The sequence below is a fragment of the Pseudomonas sp. PB106 genome (genome assembly GCF_009764645.1).
In the GTDB taxonomy this organism is placed as follows: Bacteria; Pseudomonadota; Gammaproteobacteria; order Pseudomonadales; family Pseudomonadaceae; genus Aquipseudomonas.
The window spans coordinates 76,601-91,406 of sequence record NZ_RWIM01000125.1; the positions used below are offsets into that span (position 1 = coordinate 76,601).

Below are 14,806 nucleotides of genomic sequence, written 5' to 3' on the forward strand. Positions count from 1 at the left end.
AACTGTCATTTTAATTAGGGTGAGGGTTTACCGACCGGCAGCAAGTCCCCAAACCCCCATACCAGCGATCCAATAAATACGATTGCGATAGCGATGCGCCCACACAAAACGATTTGCCTGAAGTATTTGTCCTTCGTAGGCTTAAAGCTCTTATCGACCATACCGCTTGGCTTCAGCACGCCCATCATGGCGTCCGACTTTAGGTGTGCAAGAAACGCTATGCCAGCCATCACGGCTCCTGAGCGCGAAATCCAAGAGCTTGGCTTATCTAGCACCCCTACAGTCAGCGTCACGATGATCGGAATCGCAATTGCGAGTACCGACCAAAACACGAACCAGCCCCTCGCGTGGAGAATTCGGTCCTCGTAATAACGCTCTTCTCTTTCTGCCATCAGCCCCATCCTTCCGGCTCCATGCCGGGCCGAACACAAATACCCCACTTCTACGAATCACGCCAGCCGGTGAGGCAATCGGCTGTCTGGAGCAATTATGAATCCCTACCTGATCACCGGCCCGGCCCAGATCGGCATCAGCGGTGGTCGCACCAGCGGGCACATGGTCTACAAGATCCTCGAAGCACACGGCGGCACCCTACCGCATGATATGCACCTGTTCTTCCAGAACACCGGCAAGGAGCGCGAGGAAACGCTGGTCTTCATCGACCAGATCGCGAAGCGCTGGAACGTGAACATCGTTTGGATGGAGTGGTGCCGCGTGTACGGCCAGCCCGATGACGCGCCTTGGTACAAGCTGGTGGACTTCGAAACAGCAAGTCGCGACGGCGAACCATTCACCATGATGCTCGAGTATTACGCCGCGTACAGGAAGTCCGAAAAGAACCTGCCACCGGTGCTGCCAAACTTTTCGAACAACATGTGCACCGCATACCTCAAGGTGAAGATCGGCGAGAAGCACATGCGTGCCCTCGGATACACCGAATGGGATTGCGTCGTCGGCATCAGGTACGACGAACCGAAGCGCTACCACCGCATGATGGCTGCCAACGATCGCGGCGGCACCCGGTGGGACAATGTCTGCCCTTCCTACACTGCCGGTGTCACGAAGGAAGATGTTGTCGAGTTCTGGGCGACGCAGCCCTTCGACCTTGGCATGGACTCCGACTTCGGCAACTGCGATCTGTGCTGGAAGAAGAACGAAGGCAAGCTAATCAAGACCATCATGGATGACCCGGCGCGGGTGATCTGGTGGTCAGGCACTGAAGAGCGATTCCGGCAGGTCTTTCGACAGGATCGAGCCGATTACAAGACGATGGGATGGTCTGCCGAGCAACGATCCAGACAGACCAACTTCGATTTCGAGTATCTCGCCGAAGACATCGACTGCTTCTGCGGAGACTGATTCAGCCTTTAAATGCTGATACCAAACCAGTGATCGCACCGATCAGCCCAACGGCAATTCCGAACCAATACCCCACTGCCTCTCGTTTGTGTTTCTGTTCGGCCCGAATAGAGTCTCTTACGGTTCGAAGCCCTAACGGCGTCAAATAGTAGGGCTCATCAGGATGATCGTCCCAGTCCACGCGCGCAAACATTGCTGAGTCAGACTCTTCAGGCATCTGAACCAGAAGTGACTCGGCCTTCCTTCGGTAGTAGTTCGTTTGTATCGAGGCGCGCCATTGCTCAGAAAGCTCCCATCTGTGGATGTAGTCGGCCATTTCTCCGCTCTCGTAGTATTGCTCACTGTCCGGCGGCTCGCTTTTTGAGAGAGATTTAGCTGCTTTTTTCTGTTTGAAAAGCTCGTAACGGTACTGAATGTAGTTCGGCAACATCCGTTTATTCCCTAAAAAATTCCCTATCGCAATATACCCGGCGAGGATCCCCTATGTCCGCACAACAGATCGACGAAAAGAAACTCGAGCGCGCGATCCGCAAGATTAAGCACTGCCTGGCGCTGGCCCAGAGCGCCAACGAGAACGAAGCCGCTACGGCGTTGCGGCAGGCTCAGGCACTGATGCGCGAGTATCGTCTGACCGAAATGGATGTGAAGCTGAGCGACGTCGGTGAAGTCGAGTCGGATCTACACCGCGCCAAGCGTCGGCCGGCATGGGATCAGCAGTTGAGCATCGCCGTAGCAGATGCATTCAACTGCACGACACTGCGACGCAGGAAGTGGAGCCCTGCGAAAGAGCAAGTCATCGAATGCGCGACATTCGTCGGCGTTTCTCCCGCCCAGAACATCGCCCTGTATGCGTATGAGTCCCTGCACAGAAAGCTTACCCAGGTCCGAAAGGAGTACTGCTCAGCAGTCAGGTCTGGAGTCCGGCGCAGTGAGTATTCGGCAGAAACTGCCGGCGACCACTTCGCACTGGCGTGGGTCTGGGAAGTTCAGTCGAAGCTGAAAGCGCTCGTGCCTCAGGCCGATGAAGACCCGCTCGACCAACCCGCCACCGGCCAAGACCTCATTGCGATTCAAGCGCAGGACAAAGTATTGATCAGCGAATACCTCACCAACCTAGACATCAAAGAGTCCCGGAAAAGCAAGGGCGTCGAGTTGGATATGAATGCACAGATCGCCGGCATGCTCGCCGGTCAAAAGGTAGAGCTGCACGCCGGCATCGCACGCGGCGGCGACGCTCCTGTGCTATCGCAACCGGCTTTAGATCCACAGCTGTAGCGACGCAATCCAGTATCCGGTAAAAAACTCTGATGATCGCCAAAGAGAAGGTTTACAGCTTCCCTTACTCAATAACTCCAACTTGTAATGAGAAAGCAATCGATTACATAGCGGCCTGCGCCTTCGCATTTAAGGGTCTTCTCGTGTAATAATTAAAGAGCAACCCGGAAGGATAAAACTCTCTTTTAATAACTTTGCCCGGCACATACTTTTTAACTCCTTTCGCCAACCCCCTAACTGCAAACGCACTACTTAAAAACAGCACCAATTCGCAAGGCTCCATTGCATCGACCATTATTGAGAAATAGTATTTCTTTCTAGAAAATTTTAAACTTGAGCCATCAACAAAATGATAAACCTTCCAAGCTCTTGCCATTGTCTTCGACAATTTGTCTTTTACAAACACTTCCTTTATGTGCTTTTTCACATTTCTAATCTGATTCCGCAGTTCAGCCTCATCAAACTCTATTCGTTTTTTCCTGATATCCTGAAGCATTCGAAGACCAACTGAGAGCTTGTCCTTCTCAGTATGAATTCTAAGATTAACTTCAGCGATGCTTTCATAACGTTCCAGCAATTTATAAAAGGTAGACTCAAAACGCTCTTCTTCCATAAGTCGCTGCTGCTCAAGCATTATGACTGATGTTTTTCTAGCCTCGTCAGTCTGAATCAAGGTCGTTCTTAATAAAACTATTAACGCAACAAAACTGAGCACCGGATTAGTTAACCCACCAACAAAATCTCCTACCTGACCTAAGTTATTGCCAATCTCAAATCTATCGTCAACAAAAACATAGAACATAAACAAAATAAAACTTGCAAACCCGAGCGCACTACCTCCTATCAAAAACTGACTATAGGGTTGAAAACCCTCAACGTCTTTTTTTTTCGTCAAGCTATAGAAATAGAGTGCTATCGATGCAGTAAAAATCTGAAGAACGATTAAAGCTATTAAGGCCAACATGTACATTCGGTCAGTTCCTTCCAATGGGCGCACACATGATAGTCCTTGTCTATCGACTTTCCAATTCCATATTGCCACTAGGGCTCTACGATCCCACATCGATCTATCAATCCCGCGCCAACCAGCGGCTGAGCAGTGCCTATCTGGTGAAGTACTACGGCAACAAGAAAGACGGCATCCCGCCGAAAGAGCCGATGCAAAAGTTACCAACGATAGATCGCGAGACAGAGGTCGAGACAGAGCGGGTGCGCGACACGCTGACGCCTGAGCAGATGGAAGGAGCGCGCCGCTGGGCTGCGTTCATGCACAAATATCTGCCGGAGCACTTCAAAGACCCGGCTGAAATAGTGAAGGTTGTCGGCTATGTGCTGATCAATATCACGCTACGCATGCTGCAACCGCCTGAATTGAAGGCCGCGCAAGGCTTCGACAAAGACTACATCATCCACCGCGGGCTGTTCGTCGACCCGGTCATTAGCGCCGAGGAATGGCGCGACATTAACAAAACTGACCAGGTGCGGCTGATCGGCAACAGCGTGTCCAGATGAGGCGGAGGCACTTGTAGCAGCAAACGCCGCAGACATCATTGAGCTTTATCAGCGCTTAGCAGCTCAAGTAAGTAAGTTTAAAATTCAATTTAAAAACGGAAGCTTCCTCACATAATAGCTGTAACCATAACCCTCCTCATGATAACTGACAGCAATAAACTTTTGCGAGTTGGACGCGCCGCTTCTTGTTTTGTACTCAACTACAACCTCAAAATCTTCCCACTCATGAAGATCGTCAAACCGTATCGAACAAGAGGCCCCGGTTATTAGTGGGTCAGCGATTCTTTCACTACTTTCAGTGGCGGTTAACTTTATGAGTACTGACTCACAGTAGCCTCCAGTATTATTGATAATTAAGGAAACACAAAACTCCCCTTCCTGCCAATCCGCACTCGAAACCTGCAAATGCAGCAGAGGTTCAAGTGATCTCTCATAGTTTTGTAGAGTTACTTTTTGTGATGCAACCATTTCGCATTGTTGGGCAACGGAGTTTTTCAGTTCCTCAGTCTGCATGCGCAGCGCTTCGGAACTCAGCTTCAGTTCACGTCCCTGCTGGATGTATCCGAGTACCAACCACAAAAACGCCACGGGCCCAAACGCTCCAGCTGCGAAATCTCCAAGCTCATTCAATTTCAAGGAAATAAGTTCATCAAATTTTGCCCCCATGATGAGAAAGGCACCGCCGATATAAAACGCCGTGACGTGAGCTGCCCACCATTCCAAGCTTCGCCCACGCCACAATTGAGCCTGATCTATCCAATACGTGCTTAAGCGATTCAATGAATTCTCCTTGTAAGGGTTTATAACGACACTCTAGCAAAGAATATTCGCTAAAAAGCCTGCGCAGCCAAATTACCCTCCCCCTTCAAAGTCAGCCGCTATAGCGGCAAGGACGAAGTCATGTCTGAAGAAAACCAAGTTCCTGAATTCGAACACAACGGCAGTCAGCCGGCCCGCCCTATCCTGCTTTGCTTCCAAGTCGGCGATTGCGACTGGGTTGCTGCCCGCGATGAAGACGAAGCACGCCGCGTGCTCGCCGAAATGAACGGCGATGACCCATCCAAATATGCGGACTGGGATGTCGAACTGACCAGCGAAGCGTTCCTCGATAAGCAGTGGGTCGACGAAGAACCACCCCACCCAGAGTGCGGTTGTCTTCGTCAGTGGCTGGAAGAGGCAACCGAACCTTCCTACCTGATTGGCACGGAGGGCTGAGCCATGATCCTCGCCCCGCTCTACATGGCCTACCTCATCTACAAGGGGCCGTGGCGATGAGTGCACCGATTGAACCGCAGGATTACCTGTACGGCGTCAAGGTCGTGCAGATCGAGGATATCCGGGTTGCCCGCGGCCTCACTCGCCGACCTTCATCTTCATGTACCCACAGGAAGATGGTCTACGACCACAACGAGCGCCGCATCTGGTGCAGCGACTGCGAAAGTGAGGTCGAAGCGTTCGATGCCTTTCTCCACCTGGTGGAGAAGTTCAGCGCCGCAACAAGCCGGATCAATCGCCGCGCCGCAGAACTGGCCGAGGCGGAAAAATTCCAGATCCGCAGTCGCGCCACCAAGGTGATGGACGAAGCCTGGCGCAGCACGAAGATGGCGCCGCTCTGCCCTCCCTGCAATACCGCGATCCTCCCCGAGGACGTTGCCGGCGGCGTGGCAAGCACCTCGAAAGCATTGGTTGCCGCTGCGCGTAAACGCCAGCAGCCGAACAAGCCTTAACCCCTCCCCCAACTCAACAGCCTGCCGGTGTACGGCGGACGAGGAACTCTGCATGCCGAAAATAATGCGATCGGTCTCAGATCCAGGCGCGGAACGCGGTTTCCGAGTTGAGCCTGCAACATATGAACAGGCCGAAGCGGCAGCAGGGTTCAGGCTTGATCGTCGGCGCAAGTACTGGATCACCGAAGACGGCGATGTCGAGGAAGAAGGCGTTGTGACCCTTTCCTGTAGCGGGTGCAGTTGCGGATGTGAGGGTGGCTGCAGTTGCGACCCATCGTCCGGATGCAGCGAGTGCGGCTACACGGGCAGGCGGCGTTTTCACTTCGGGTACCCCGCTCAATCCCCTGAACAGCGAAAAGAACTTCGAAACCTTTAACCACCTTCTGCCGCCACGCGCGGCATGGAGCATCACAATGACCATCCAGTTTCTGTCACACGAGGAGGTTTGCGAGCTCACCGGCGCGCGGACCAAGGCAGGTCAGATCCTCAACCTGAAAAAGAATGGCGTTCGCCATACGATTAAAGTGAACGGCTGGCCGAGTGTCACCGCGATGGCGGTCACCGCCGTCGGCGCATTTGAATCAGAAAAGCCCGTCTGGAAATCACGTAAGGCCAGCTGACATGGGAAGACGACCAAGTAAACCCGGCTCGATCGCCAGGCTGCGGGAACGCAAGAAAGCCAGCGGCCGGGTGTTCTACTACTACGATACGGGCGGAAAAGACCGAAAGGAAATTCCCCTGGGCAGCGACTACGGCTTGGCGATCATGGAATACGCGAAGCTAGAGCGTGATCGCACCGCAACCGATCTGGTCGCCAAGGTCATCACGTTTCGCTACGTCGCCGAAAAATACATGGTCGACATCGTCCCAACCAAAGGAACAGCCACCCAGGCTGACAACAAGCGCGAGCTGAAAAACCTGATCGCTTTCTTTGACGATCCACCGGCACCGCTGGAAACGATCGAGCCATTGCACGTTCGCCAATACCTCACTTGGCGCAAGTCCGCGCCAGTGCGCGCGAACCGCGAAAAGGCTCTGCTCAGCGCAATCTGGAATTACGCCCGGGATAAGGGCTACACATCGCTTGCCAATCCATGCGCGGGCATCAAGGGCAACAAAGAGACCGGCCGGGACACATATGTCGAAGATGCGCTGTTCAAGCGCGTGCACGACAAGGCGGACGCGGGCCTACAAGACGCAATGGACCTCGCCTATCTGACTGGCCAACGGGTGACCGACACCCGGCTGATGGATGAGCGCGACGTGCGCGACGGGCAGATCTGGGTGCTTCAAGGCAAAACGAAGGCAAAGCGTCGGATTGAAATAACAGGCGAGCTGAAGGTTTTGATTGATCGAATCATGTCCCGGAAGTCAGAACATAAGGTCCGCTCGACGCGGCTGATCGTTACAGAGGACGGCACACCAATGACGGTGGCGATGTTGCGCAGGAGGTTTGACTTGGCCAGGGAAGCGGCCGGGGTGGAGAAATCTGAATTTCAGATGCGGGATTTACGCGCCAAGGCAGGTACTGACAAGGCCGAATCCAGCGGTGACATCATGCAGGCCAGAGATCAACTCGGGCATACTACCGTGGTGATGACTGAGCAATACATACGCAATCGCATGGGCAAGAAAGTTACTCCCACCAAGTGAATTGCGGACCAACATCAAAATAGCGGACCAGAAACAAACAAGGGTTTGCATCAGCTTTCGCTCGCAAACCCTTGATTTAAGATGGTGCCCGAAGCCGGAATCGAACCGGCACGCCCTTACGAGCGGGGGATTTTAAGTCCCATGCGTCTACCAGTTTCGCCATTCGGGCGGTAGCGCGGTGTAGCTTTCCATTCAACTGCCAAGTCGCGACTTTCACAGGATGCGCGCTGAGCAGCCGAGCGGGAAATATATACATCACTTCCCGGTGAAGCAAGTTCGCAATCGCCGTTTTTCAAGACTAAATCTTGCAGCGAACTGCAAATAAAAAAGCTCCGTAAATCATGGATCTACGGAGCTTGTTTATAGTGGAGGCCGAGGTCGGAATCGAACCGGCGTAGGTGGATTTGCAATCCACTGCATAACCATTTTGCTACTCGGCCTCAAAGCATTTGCTGTCAGTAGCACAACAACAAACACATACAAACTTGGAGCGGGAAACGAGACTCGAACTCGCGACCCCGACCTTGGCAAGGTCGTGCTCTACCAACTGAGCTATTCCCGCTTGGTGATGCGCATTCTATAGAATTAAGAAGCTCCGTCAACCCCTTGATTCAAAAAAGTTTTATTTCTTTTCAACATCGGTCTTCAGATGCGGCCAGGCAGCGCGGAGGTACTGAACCATCGACCACAGCGTCAGGCCAGCGGAGACCATCAGCAAGGAGTAACCGAGAATAACCCAGAAGCTGAAATCCTTTGGATTGGCCAAGAGGATCACCAGCGCAAGCATCTGTGCAGCGGTTTTCCATTTGCCCAGATTCGATACAGCAACATGGGCGCGAGCCCCGAGTTCAGCCATCCATTCACGCAGTGCAGACACCACGATCTCGCGACCTATGATGACCGCCGCTGGCAATGTCAGCCAGAGATTGCCGTGTTCTTGTACCAGCAGGACCAGCGCGACAGCAACCATGAGTTTGTCGGCAACCGGATCAAGGAACGCACCGAAGGGGGTGCTCTGCTCCAGGCGGCGCGCGAGGTAACCATCCAGCCAGTCCGTGGCTGCCGCAAAGGCGAATACCGAAGCGGAGGCCATGTAACTCCATTGGTAAGGGAGATAGAACAGCAAAATGAAGATCGGGATGAGCAGGACGCGTAGAACGGTAATCAGATTAGGGATATTCATCGGCACAACTGGCTACGAGGTGAAGGGGCATTCTACTCGCTATGCAGGTTCGCATAAATCGACTCAGCGAGCTTTTTACTGATCCCCGGGGCTTTGGCGATCTCTTCGATGCTTGCACGAGACAGCTCCTGCAATCCACCAAAATGTTTCAACAAATCGCGACGACGGGTTGGCCCGACGCCGGCAACGCCTTCCAGCGTTGACGTTCGTCGTGTTTTGCCGCGCCGCGCACGATGTCCTGTAATCGCGAATCGGTGAGCTTCGTCGCGAATCTGCTGAATAAGATGCAGGGCCGGTGAGTCACCACGCAAGGTGAACTCGTGCGCCGCATCATTCAGATACAGAGTTTCGAAACCCGCCTTGCGTGTTGCGCCTTTGGCGACACCCAGCAAGATCAGATCCGGCACTGCCAGTTCGTTGAGCACGTCGCGGGCCATCGACAACTGACCCTTGCCGCCATCCACAAGAAGAATGTCGGGCAGCTTACCCTCGCCTTCCTTCAACTTGCTGAAACGTCGGGTCAAGGCTTGATGCATCGCGGCGTAGTCGTCACCCGCCGTGACACCTTCGATGTTATAGCGACGGTAATCCGACTTGATCGCCCCTTCCGGACCGAACACCACGCAGGACGCCACCGTCGCCTCACCGCTGGAGTGACTGATGTCATAGCACTCCAGGCGCTGCGGCGGTTCGTCCAGATTCAAGACTTCCGCCAAGGCTTCGAAGCGTGCAGCGGTATGTTGGCGGTTGGCAAGCCGCGCGCCGAGCGCCTGTTCGGCATTGGTCACCGCCAGTTGTTGCCAGCGCGCCCGTGTACCGCGCACCCGATGACTGATGGCCAACTCACGGCCACGCAACGAGTGAATGGCCTCGATCAGCGTCGGAAAGTCTTCGTGGACGACGTTGACGATCAATTCGCTTGGCAGATCGCGCTCAGGGCTGCTGATGAAATATTGGCCAAGAAACGCAGCCATGACTTCGGAAACGTCTTCTTCTATACCAACCTGTGGGAAGAAGTTTTTGCTGCCGAGCACCCGGCCGCCGCGCACGCTGATCAAATGGACGCAAGCGCCACCCGGATTGACGAAAGCGGCAATGACATCGATATCGCCGGTGCCGCCCTCCATGCTCTGTTGATCCTGAACCCGTCGCAGTAAAGCAATCTGGTCACGCAACTCGGCGGCGCGCTCAAACTCAAGGTTGATCGCAGCCTCTTCCATTGCCGTGGACAGCTCGTTGGTCAGTGCGTGACTGCGTCCTTCGAGGAACATCACCGAGTGACGCACATCCTCGGCATAGACCTCGGGTTCGACCAGACCAACACACGGCGCCTTGCAGCGTTTGATCTGATACTGCAGGCATGGACGCGTGCGGTTCTTGTAGTAGCTGTCTTCGCATTGCCGAACGAAGAAGGTTTTCTGCAACAGACTCAGGCTCTCGCGAATGGCGCCGGCACTCGGATAGGGCCCGAAGTATTTGCCTTTGGCTTTTTTCGCCCCGCGATGAATGCTCAGACGCGGAAACTGACCGTCCGACAGAAACACATAGGGGTAGGATTTATCGTCGCGCAACAGAATGTTGTAAGGCGGCCGCCATTCTTTGATCAGCGTTTGCTCAAGCAGCAGTGCTTCGGTTTCGTTGGCGGTAATGGTCGTTTCGACCTGAGCGATGCGCCCCACCAGCGCAGCCGTTTTCGGCGCCAGGCCAGTTTTGCGAAAGTAGCTGGCCAGACGCTTCTTGAGATTTTTGGCTTTGCCAACGTAGAGCAGACGCGCATCGCTGTCGAACATGCGATAAACGCCGGGGCGCCCACTGACCGTTGACAGAAAGGCGCCGGAATCGAAAGTATCAGTCATGGTCAAGCGCTGGCATCAACCATGCCGTGACGAACCGCTAACAGTGTCAACTCAACGTCGCTACTGATCGAAAGTTTTTCGAAGATGCGGTAACGGTAGGTGTTCACGGTTTTCGGGGACAGACACAACTTGTCGGAAATGATCTGGACCTTCTGGCAGCCAACAATCATCAACGCGATCTGAATTTCCCGCTCAGACAACGCATCGAATGGGGAATCATTGGTGGGTTGAAAGGATTTGATCGCCAATTGTTGAGCAATCTGCGGACTGATATAACGCTGACCGGCGAACACCAGGCGAATGGCCTGAACCATTTCCGGCAGGCCTGCGCCCTTGGTCAAATAACCCGCGGCCCCCGCTTGCAGCAAGCGCGTAGGGAAAGGGTCTTCTTCACACACGGTGACGGCAACCACCTTGATATCCGGGTGACTGCGCAGCAGTTTGCGCGTGGCCTCCAAGCCGCCGATGCCAGGCATCTTGACGTCCATCAGGACCACATCGGGCTTCAGTTCACGGGCCTTGATCAGGGACTCTTCACCTGACTCGGCCTGACCCACCACCTGCAGGCCATCAATATCGGCCAGCATCCGTGTAATGCCTGTACGAACGAGATCATGGTCGTCGACCACTAGCACCCTAATCAAGCAGACACCTCGCGATATGGTCTTATTGGGATGCCGACACCTTAGCAAAAAGCGCCGGACAGACCTAGCGGAAAGCCGCATTTAAAAAGTTTCAATTCATCATTGAAGGCATGCGGGCCGTGGGTTTCAGCGCACAGATGCACTGATATCGAGCTGCATCCTCAGGAAACACTCATCCTCGCCCTGAACGTGTAGTCCTTTTCTTTCATACAAGTGTCTTGCCGGATTATTTTCGAAGACAGTCAGGCGCAAAGCTGGCCGCTTTTCTGCGATTGCCATATCGATAACCTGATCAAGTGTCCAAAATCCCGCACCCTTCCCTTGAAAAGCCTCGGCGATCTGTAATTCACGAATATACAGCGCCCGTCTGTCCCGGCTAAGACTGAAAAAACCTACCACTGTTTCGCCTCGCAATATCAGCCAGTTTTCACGTCCTGACCAGGCCACATCGAATGCTTCGTCCTGCCATAACAGGTCATGATGAATGTAGTAACGCAACATGTTCTGACAGGTAAGTCGACGTGCGAAGGCCATATCGTCCGCTGTCGCAAGACGTTTCAGGTAAGTCATGCAGTCTCCGAGACCATGGTTCAACCTTGTTTTCGAACGAAACACCGAGTGTGTCACAACTGTTGTGGCGCTCAATCGATAGGGTTTCTGTTGAACAGGCGATAGCATTTTCTGATTGCCGATGCGTGCCAGCCTCTTGTAAGCTCGGCGCATTCATTGGAGACAGACCATGCTCAACGCCCTTTCACAGCTACGTACTGCCAGCGCTCTGCGCTCGGTCGCGGCTGCGCGGGTGAATGACGTTTGCGCTCCAGTCAGCTTTTATTTTGGGTATTGGTTTAGCCACTGGCGCGCCTGATACCCACACGGCGCCCATAACAACGGGTCGCCTACCAGAGAATTCTCAACCCCCGGTCGGCCTCCCGACCGGGGGTTTTGTTTTTTCTGCCCCCACACTTTTTTCGGCATCACACCAGACACTTTGAGGAATCACGAAATGAACTACGCCACCTATTACCGTTACGACACTTTTTCCGCCTGGCGATTTACCAGCCTCCGCTCGGGACAGCCTGCCGCCTCCGATCGGTCACCCACAGGTGGCAAGCACACACACGTAGCCAATACGGCCAATTGTCGAACACCCCAGTAGGGCCGAGCGAGCGGGAAACACCCGCCGTCAGCCCAGGAAGACCGAATATGAACTCGTCCGTTTCTGCTCTGCCACTGTCCAACCTCGATTGCGCTAACGAAGCACTGACGTTGCGCCTGCCCAGTTCGTTGCAACTCAAACAGCAACTGCCCCTGACCGCAGCTTTGAGTCAGCAGGTCGCCGCCCATCGTCAGGCGGTTCGCGCCATTCTCAACGGTGAAGACTCTCGTTTGCTGGTGATTGTCGGCCCTTGTTCGATTCATGACCCGCAATCTGCCCTCGAATACGCTGGCAAACTGGCCCGACTCGCCGCTGAAGTCAGCGATTCGATGCTGCTGGTCATGCGTGCCTACGTCGAAAAACCTCGCACTACCATTGGCTGGAAAGGCCTCGCCTACGATCCCCATCTGGATGGCAGTGACGACATGGCTGGCGGCTTGACCTTGTCCCGCGAACTGATGTTGGAAATGATCCGACTCGGCCTGCCCGTGGCCACCGAATTGTTGCAACCGATGGCCGCCGGCTACTTTGATGATTTGCTCAGTTGGGTTGCCATCGGCGCACGCACCACTGAGTCCCAGATCCATCGCGAAATGGCCAGCGGCCTCGGAATGCCGGTCGGATTCAAGAACGGCACTGACGGTGGCGTGGCGGTGGCGGTCGATGCAATGCGCTCTGCAGCCCACCCGCACCGGCACTTCGGTGTAGATAGCCAGGGTCATCCAGCGATGATCCAGACCGCTGGCAATGCCGATACACACGTGGTCCTGCGCGGCGGGCATCAAGGTCCCAACCATGACCGCACCAGCGTCGACCGCATCACGGCAGAGCTGAACCGCTTGAAGATCCCTGGCCGGATCATGGTCGATTGCAGCCATGCCAACAGCGGCAAAGACCCGTTGCGCCAGCCTGGCGTGTTCAATGAAGTGCTTGAACAACGCCTGCAAGGTGATCGCTCACTGATCGGCATGATGATTGAGTCGCATCTGTTCGAAGGCTGCCAGCCGTTGAGCAAATCGCTGCGTTACGGCGTTTCCGTCACCGACGGCTGCCTTGGCTTCAGTGCAACGGAGCAGTTGCTGTTGGAAGCCGCGCAACGCCTTGCTTTCACCGCTCAGAACTGACACCTCCCGAAAAAGCCCTCCAGTTTCAAGGAAAACGGAGGGCTGGGGCATTACCCTTTAAGCCTCGACAAGTATGCGCATCACCGCAGATTGCTGGCTGACATCATCCAGGCGCTCCACCGAATAGCTGACGCTTACGGTTGAGCCCTGATGCTCGCGCCAGAAGGAATGGGGAACAATGAAAATCAGCGGCCGGCCAGCCGTTTGCGCAGTGATGTCGCGGTCATCCCGATGACTGAATAACTCGCCATCGCACCTGAGATAGACCAGCTCACCCTCCTGGGTCTGTGCGTCGCCAATCACAAGGGTAACGCCGGCAATCGAATCCGCTACGGATAGCACGCCATCTGGAGCTTCAAGCACATCGGGTGCCGCCAGCTCACCGCGAATCAAAGGCCCTATGAAAACCTTCGTCGGGTCCGACGCTTCAACCTCACCGTTCGCACGTTCGACGCGGTAAGTCACCGTCACGGCCAATCCCCGATTGGCTTCAATGCACGCAGGCGGAATCCAGAATGACAAGGCCTCGGCGACAGCAAAGGCTTCAACCTTCAACATATCGTTGAAAGTCTCCACGGACGCATCGCTTTTACACGACAAGAGAACCCGGTCACCGACGGACATTCTGGCGTAAGGCTGCAGCGAGACTAGCGTCCCTTCCGGTACCCGCTCAGGATCAAGCGAACCTCCCACAGCATTTTCAATCTGCGGCGCGAGGAGATTCGTTCGCACATCGCCGACGGACAACTGCAGACGCTCGGATTCGAGCGGTTGCGGCAAATTGGAGGTCAGCAGCGTCCAATAGACTTCCAGCGATCCACCATCCAGTGCCGCCAGGTGCAGGCCTTTAATGACGAAAACGAGTTCCTTGCCCACCTGTGCTTCGCTGACAAACCGAACCATCTCGTGCTGATAGGCAAAGCCCTCGATATCCAGACCGTCCCAGCTCAACAGCAACTGATCGCCACACGCCATGTCGGGATAGGCCGCGACCCGAACGAGTACCTTGGTCAGAGAAGGGTCCAGCACATCATCATTTAACGAATCGATCGTCACCGCCGGCAATGCGGAGGGATGTGCGCAGGCGCTGATCGGGTGGCTGGCGCGGTAATAAAACTCGACTTCATGCGTGGTCATGCTTGGCCCATTCCTTGGATAAGGCGCCGTCATCATTGACAGCGTCGACGACCCATATTGAAAGTGAATTTCCGCGGCATTGATGTCAGCTCAATACGTCGCGACCCCGGGGCAAAGGCTACGGGCCAAGTAAGAGCGCAAGACGAAATCACACTTTTCCTAGCGCTGGATGGCGAG

At 54.6% G+C, this 14,806-nt stretch carries 17 protein-coding genes and 3 tRNA genes; 8 read left to right on the plus strand and 12 right to left on the minus strand.

The genetic code is table 11. The annotated features are described in order from the left end of the window. Window positions 1-14 precede the first annotated feature (14 nt). A complete protein-coding gene (locus EJA71_RS17640) occupies window positions 15-392 on the minus strand; it encodes a hypothetical protein (RefSeq protein ID WP_158958842.1) in 378 nt (125 codons plus the stop codon). A gap of 97 nt (window positions 393-489) precedes the next feature. Between EJA71_RS17640 and EJA71_RS17645 the strand changes: the two genes are divergently transcribed. Next, window positions 490-1,359: a hypothetical protein gene (locus EJA71_RS17645; protein ID WP_158958844.1), complete on the plus strand. Its 870-nt coding sequence runs from the start codon at window positions 490-492 to the stop codon at window positions 1,357-1,359. 1 nt (window position 1,360) lies between these two features. Here EJA71_RS17645 and EJA71_RS17650 read toward each other — a convergent pair whose 3' ends face one another. Beyond that, window positions 1,361-1,789, minus strand: a complete 429-nt coding sequence (locus tag EJA71_RS17650; RefSeq protein ID WP_158958846.1) for a hypothetical protein — start codon at window positions 1,787-1,789, stop codon at window positions 1,361-1,363. A 53-nt stretch (window positions 1,790-1,842) separates the two neighbouring features. Between EJA71_RS17650 and EJA71_RS17655 the strand changes: the two genes are divergently transcribed. Next, on the plus strand, window positions 1,843-2,634 hold the full coding sequence (locus tag EJA71_RS17655) for a DUF2786 domain-containing protein (RefSeq protein WP_158958848.1): 792 nt from the start codon (window positions 1,843-1,845) through the stop codon (window positions 2,632-2,634). A 103-nt stretch (window positions 2,635-2,737) separates the two neighbouring features. On the opposite strand, the gene EJA71_RS17660 is transcribed toward EJA71_RS17655, so the two are convergent. Further along, on the minus strand, window positions 2,738-3,604 hold the full coding sequence (locus EJA71_RS17660) for a hypothetical protein (RefSeq protein ID WP_158958850.1): 867 nt from the start codon (window positions 3,602-3,604) through the stop codon (window positions 2,738-2,740). A gap of 29 nt (window positions 3,605-3,633) precedes the next feature. Between EJA71_RS17660 and EJA71_RS17665 the strand changes: the two genes are divergently transcribed. Next, a complete protein-coding gene (locus EJA71_RS17665; protein ID WP_256671771.1) occupies window positions 3,634-4,146 on the plus strand; it encodes a hypothetical protein in 513 nt (170 codons plus the stop codon). Between the two features lie 84 nt (window positions 4,147-4,230). Here EJA71_RS17665 and EJA71_RS17670 read toward each other — a convergent pair whose 3' ends face one another. Further along, a complete protein-coding gene (locus tag EJA71_RS17670) occupies window positions 4,231-4,926 on the minus strand; it encodes a hypothetical protein (RefSeq protein ID WP_158958852.1) in 696 nt (231 codons plus the stop codon). Window positions 4,927-5,046: 120 nt separating this feature from the next. Here EJA71_RS17670 and EJA71_RS17675 point away from each other — a divergent pair, with 120 nt between their 5' ends. The 4 genes from EJA71_RS17675 (at window position 5,047) to xerC (ending at window position 7,526) form a co-directional block, all read left to right on the plus strand. Beyond that, complete coding sequence (locus tag EJA71_RS17675; protein ID WP_158958854.1) at window positions 5,047-5,361, plus strand: hypothetical protein; 315 nt, start codon at window positions 5,047-5,049, stop codon at window positions 5,359-5,361. A gap of 56 nt (window positions 5,362-5,417) precedes the next feature. Continuing rightward, entirely contained in the window at window positions 5,418-5,873 is a 456-nt protein-coding gene (locus EJA71_RS17680; protein WP_158958856.1) for a hypothetical protein, read from the plus strand. Window positions 5,874-6,286: 413 nt separating this feature from the next. Beyond that, window positions 6,287-6,493, plus strand: coding sequence for a DUF4224 domain-containing protein (locus EJA71_RS17685; RefSeq protein ID WP_056785291.1), 207 nt, complete (start codon window positions 6,287-6,289; stop codon window positions 6,491-6,493). A 1-nt stretch (window position 6,494) separates the two neighbouring features. Then, complete coding sequence (gene xerC / locus EJA71_RS17690) at window positions 6,495-7,526, plus strand: tyrosine recombinase XerC (protein ID WP_158958858.1); 1,032 nt, start codon at window positions 6,495-6,497, stop codon at window positions 7,524-7,526. Window positions 7,527-7,608: 82 nt separating this feature from the next. On the opposite strand, the gene EJA71_RS17695 is transcribed toward xerC, so the two are convergent. From EJA71_RS17695 to EJA71_RS17725, 7 genes are all read right to left on the minus strand, one after another. Then, window positions 7,609-7,695 (minus strand) — tRNA-Leu (locus EJA71_RS17695). Window positions 7,696-7,892: 197 nt separating this feature from the next. Next, window positions 7,893-7,966: transfer RNA gene (locus EJA71_RS17700), tRNA-Cys, on the minus strand. A 46-nt stretch (window positions 7,967-8,012) separates the two neighbouring features. Further along, window positions 8,013-8,088: transfer RNA gene (locus tag EJA71_RS17705), tRNA-Gly, on the minus strand. A 60-nt stretch (window positions 8,089-8,148) separates the two neighbouring features. Then, window positions 8,149-8,709, minus strand: a complete 561-nt coding sequence (gene pgsA, locus EJA71_RS17710) for a CDP-diacylglycerol--glycerol-3-phosphate 3-phosphatidyltransferase (RefSeq protein ID WP_158958938.1) — start codon at window positions 8,707-8,709, stop codon at window positions 8,149-8,151. Window positions 8,710-8,741: 32 nt separating this feature from the next. Beyond that, complete coding sequence (uvrC, locus tag EJA71_RS17715) at window positions 8,742-10,565, minus strand: excinuclease ABC subunit UvrC (protein ID WP_158958860.1); 1,824 nt, start codon at window positions 10,563-10,565, stop codon at window positions 8,742-8,744. Between the two features lie 2 nt (window positions 10,566-10,567). Then, window positions 10,568-11,209 carry a UvrY/SirA/GacA family response regulator transcription factor gene (gene uvrY, locus EJA71_RS17720; RefSeq protein WP_024012761.1) on the minus strand — a complete coding sequence of 214 codons (642 nt, stop codon included), beginning with the start codon at window positions 11,207-11,209 and terminating at the stop codon, window positions 10,568-10,570. A 126-nt stretch (window positions 11,210-11,335) separates the two neighbouring features. Next, the gene (locus EJA71_RS17725) at window positions 11,336-11,779 is read right to left on the minus strand and encodes an N-acetyltransferase (RefSeq protein WP_158958862.1); all 444 of its coding nucleotides are present in this window, start codon (window positions 11,777-11,779) and stop codon (window positions 11,336-11,338) included. Between the two features lie 636 nt (window positions 11,780-12,415). On the opposite strand from EJA71_RS17725, the gene EJA71_RS17730 reads away from it, so the two are divergent. Further along, on the plus strand, window positions 12,416-13,492 hold the full coding sequence (locus EJA71_RS17730) for a 3-deoxy-7-phosphoheptulonate synthase (RefSeq protein ID WP_158958864.1): 1,077 nt from the start codon (window positions 12,416-12,418) through the stop codon (window positions 13,490-13,492). 57 nt (window positions 13,493-13,549) lie between these two features. Here EJA71_RS17730 and EJA71_RS17735 read toward each other — a convergent pair whose 3' ends face one another. Then, window positions 13,550-14,629: a hypothetical protein gene (locus EJA71_RS17735; protein WP_158958866.1), complete on the minus strand. Its 1,080-nt coding sequence runs from the start codon at window positions 14,627-14,629 to the stop codon at window positions 13,550-13,552. Window positions 14,630-14,806: the final 177 nt, after the last annotated feature.

What these genes read in the sequence shown, in the direction of transcription:
- uvrC (WP_158958860.1), bottom strand. Translation starts at nt 10,565, where the DNA reads ATGACTGATACTTTCGATTCCGGCGCCTTTCTGTCAACGGTCAGTGGG.
- EJA71_RS17650 (WP_158958846.1), bottom strand. Translation starts at nt 1,789, where the DNA reads ATGTTGCCGAACTACATTCAGTACCGTTACGAGCTTTTCAAACAGAAA.
- EJA71_RS17680 (WP_158958856.1), top strand. Translation starts at nt 5,418, where the DNA reads ATGAGTGCACCGATTGAACCGCAGGATTACCTGTACGGCGTCAAGGTC.
- EJA71_RS17660 (WP_158958850.1), bottom strand. Translation starts at nt 3,604, where the DNA reads ATGTACATGTTGGCCTTAATAGCTTTAATCGTTCTTCAGATTTTTACT.
- xerC (WP_158958858.1), top strand. Translation starts at nt 6,495, where the DNA reads ATGGGAAGACGACCAAGTAAACCCGGCTCGATCGCCAGGCTGCGGGAA.
- EJA71_RS17735 (WP_158958866.1), bottom strand. Translation starts at nt 14,629, where the DNA reads ATGACCACGCATGAAGTCGAGTTTTATTACCGCGCCAGCCACCCGATC.
- EJA71_RS17685 (WP_056785291.1), top strand. Translation starts at nt 6,287, where the DNA reads ATGACCATCCAGTTTCTGTCACACGAGGAGGTTTGCGAGCTCACCGGC.
- EJA71_RS17645 (WP_158958844.1), top strand. Translation starts at nt 490, where the DNA reads ATGAATCCCTACCTGATCACCGGCCCGGCCCAGATCGGCATCAGCGGT.
- EJA71_RS17730 (WP_158958864.1), top strand. Translation starts at nt 12,416, where the DNA reads ATGAACTCGTCCGTTTCTGCTCTGCCACTGTCCAACCTCGATTGCGCT.
- EJA71_RS17665 (WP_256671771.1), top strand. Translation starts at nt 3,634, where the DNA reads ATGATAGTCCTTGTCTATCGACTTTCCAATTCCATATTGCCACTAGGG.
- EJA71_RS17675 (WP_158958854.1), top strand. Translation starts at nt 5,047, where the DNA reads ATGTCTGAAGAAAACCAAGTTCCTGAATTCGAACACAACGGCAGTCAG.
- EJA71_RS17640 (WP_158958842.1), bottom strand. Translation starts at nt 392, where the DNA reads ATGGCAGAAAGAGAAGAGCGTTATTACGAGGACCGAATTCTCCACGCG.
- EJA71_RS17655 (WP_158958848.1), top strand. Translation starts at nt 1,843, where the DNA reads ATGTCCGCACAACAGATCGACGAAAAGAAACTCGAGCGCGCGATCCGC.
- EJA71_RS17725 (WP_158958862.1), bottom strand. Translation starts at nt 11,779, where the DNA reads ATGACTTACCTGAAACGTCTTGCGACAGCGGACGATATGGCCTTCGCA.
- pgsA (WP_158958938.1), bottom strand. Translation starts at nt 8,709, where the DNA reads ATGAATATCCCTAATCTGATTACCGTTCTACGCGTCCTGCTCATCCCG.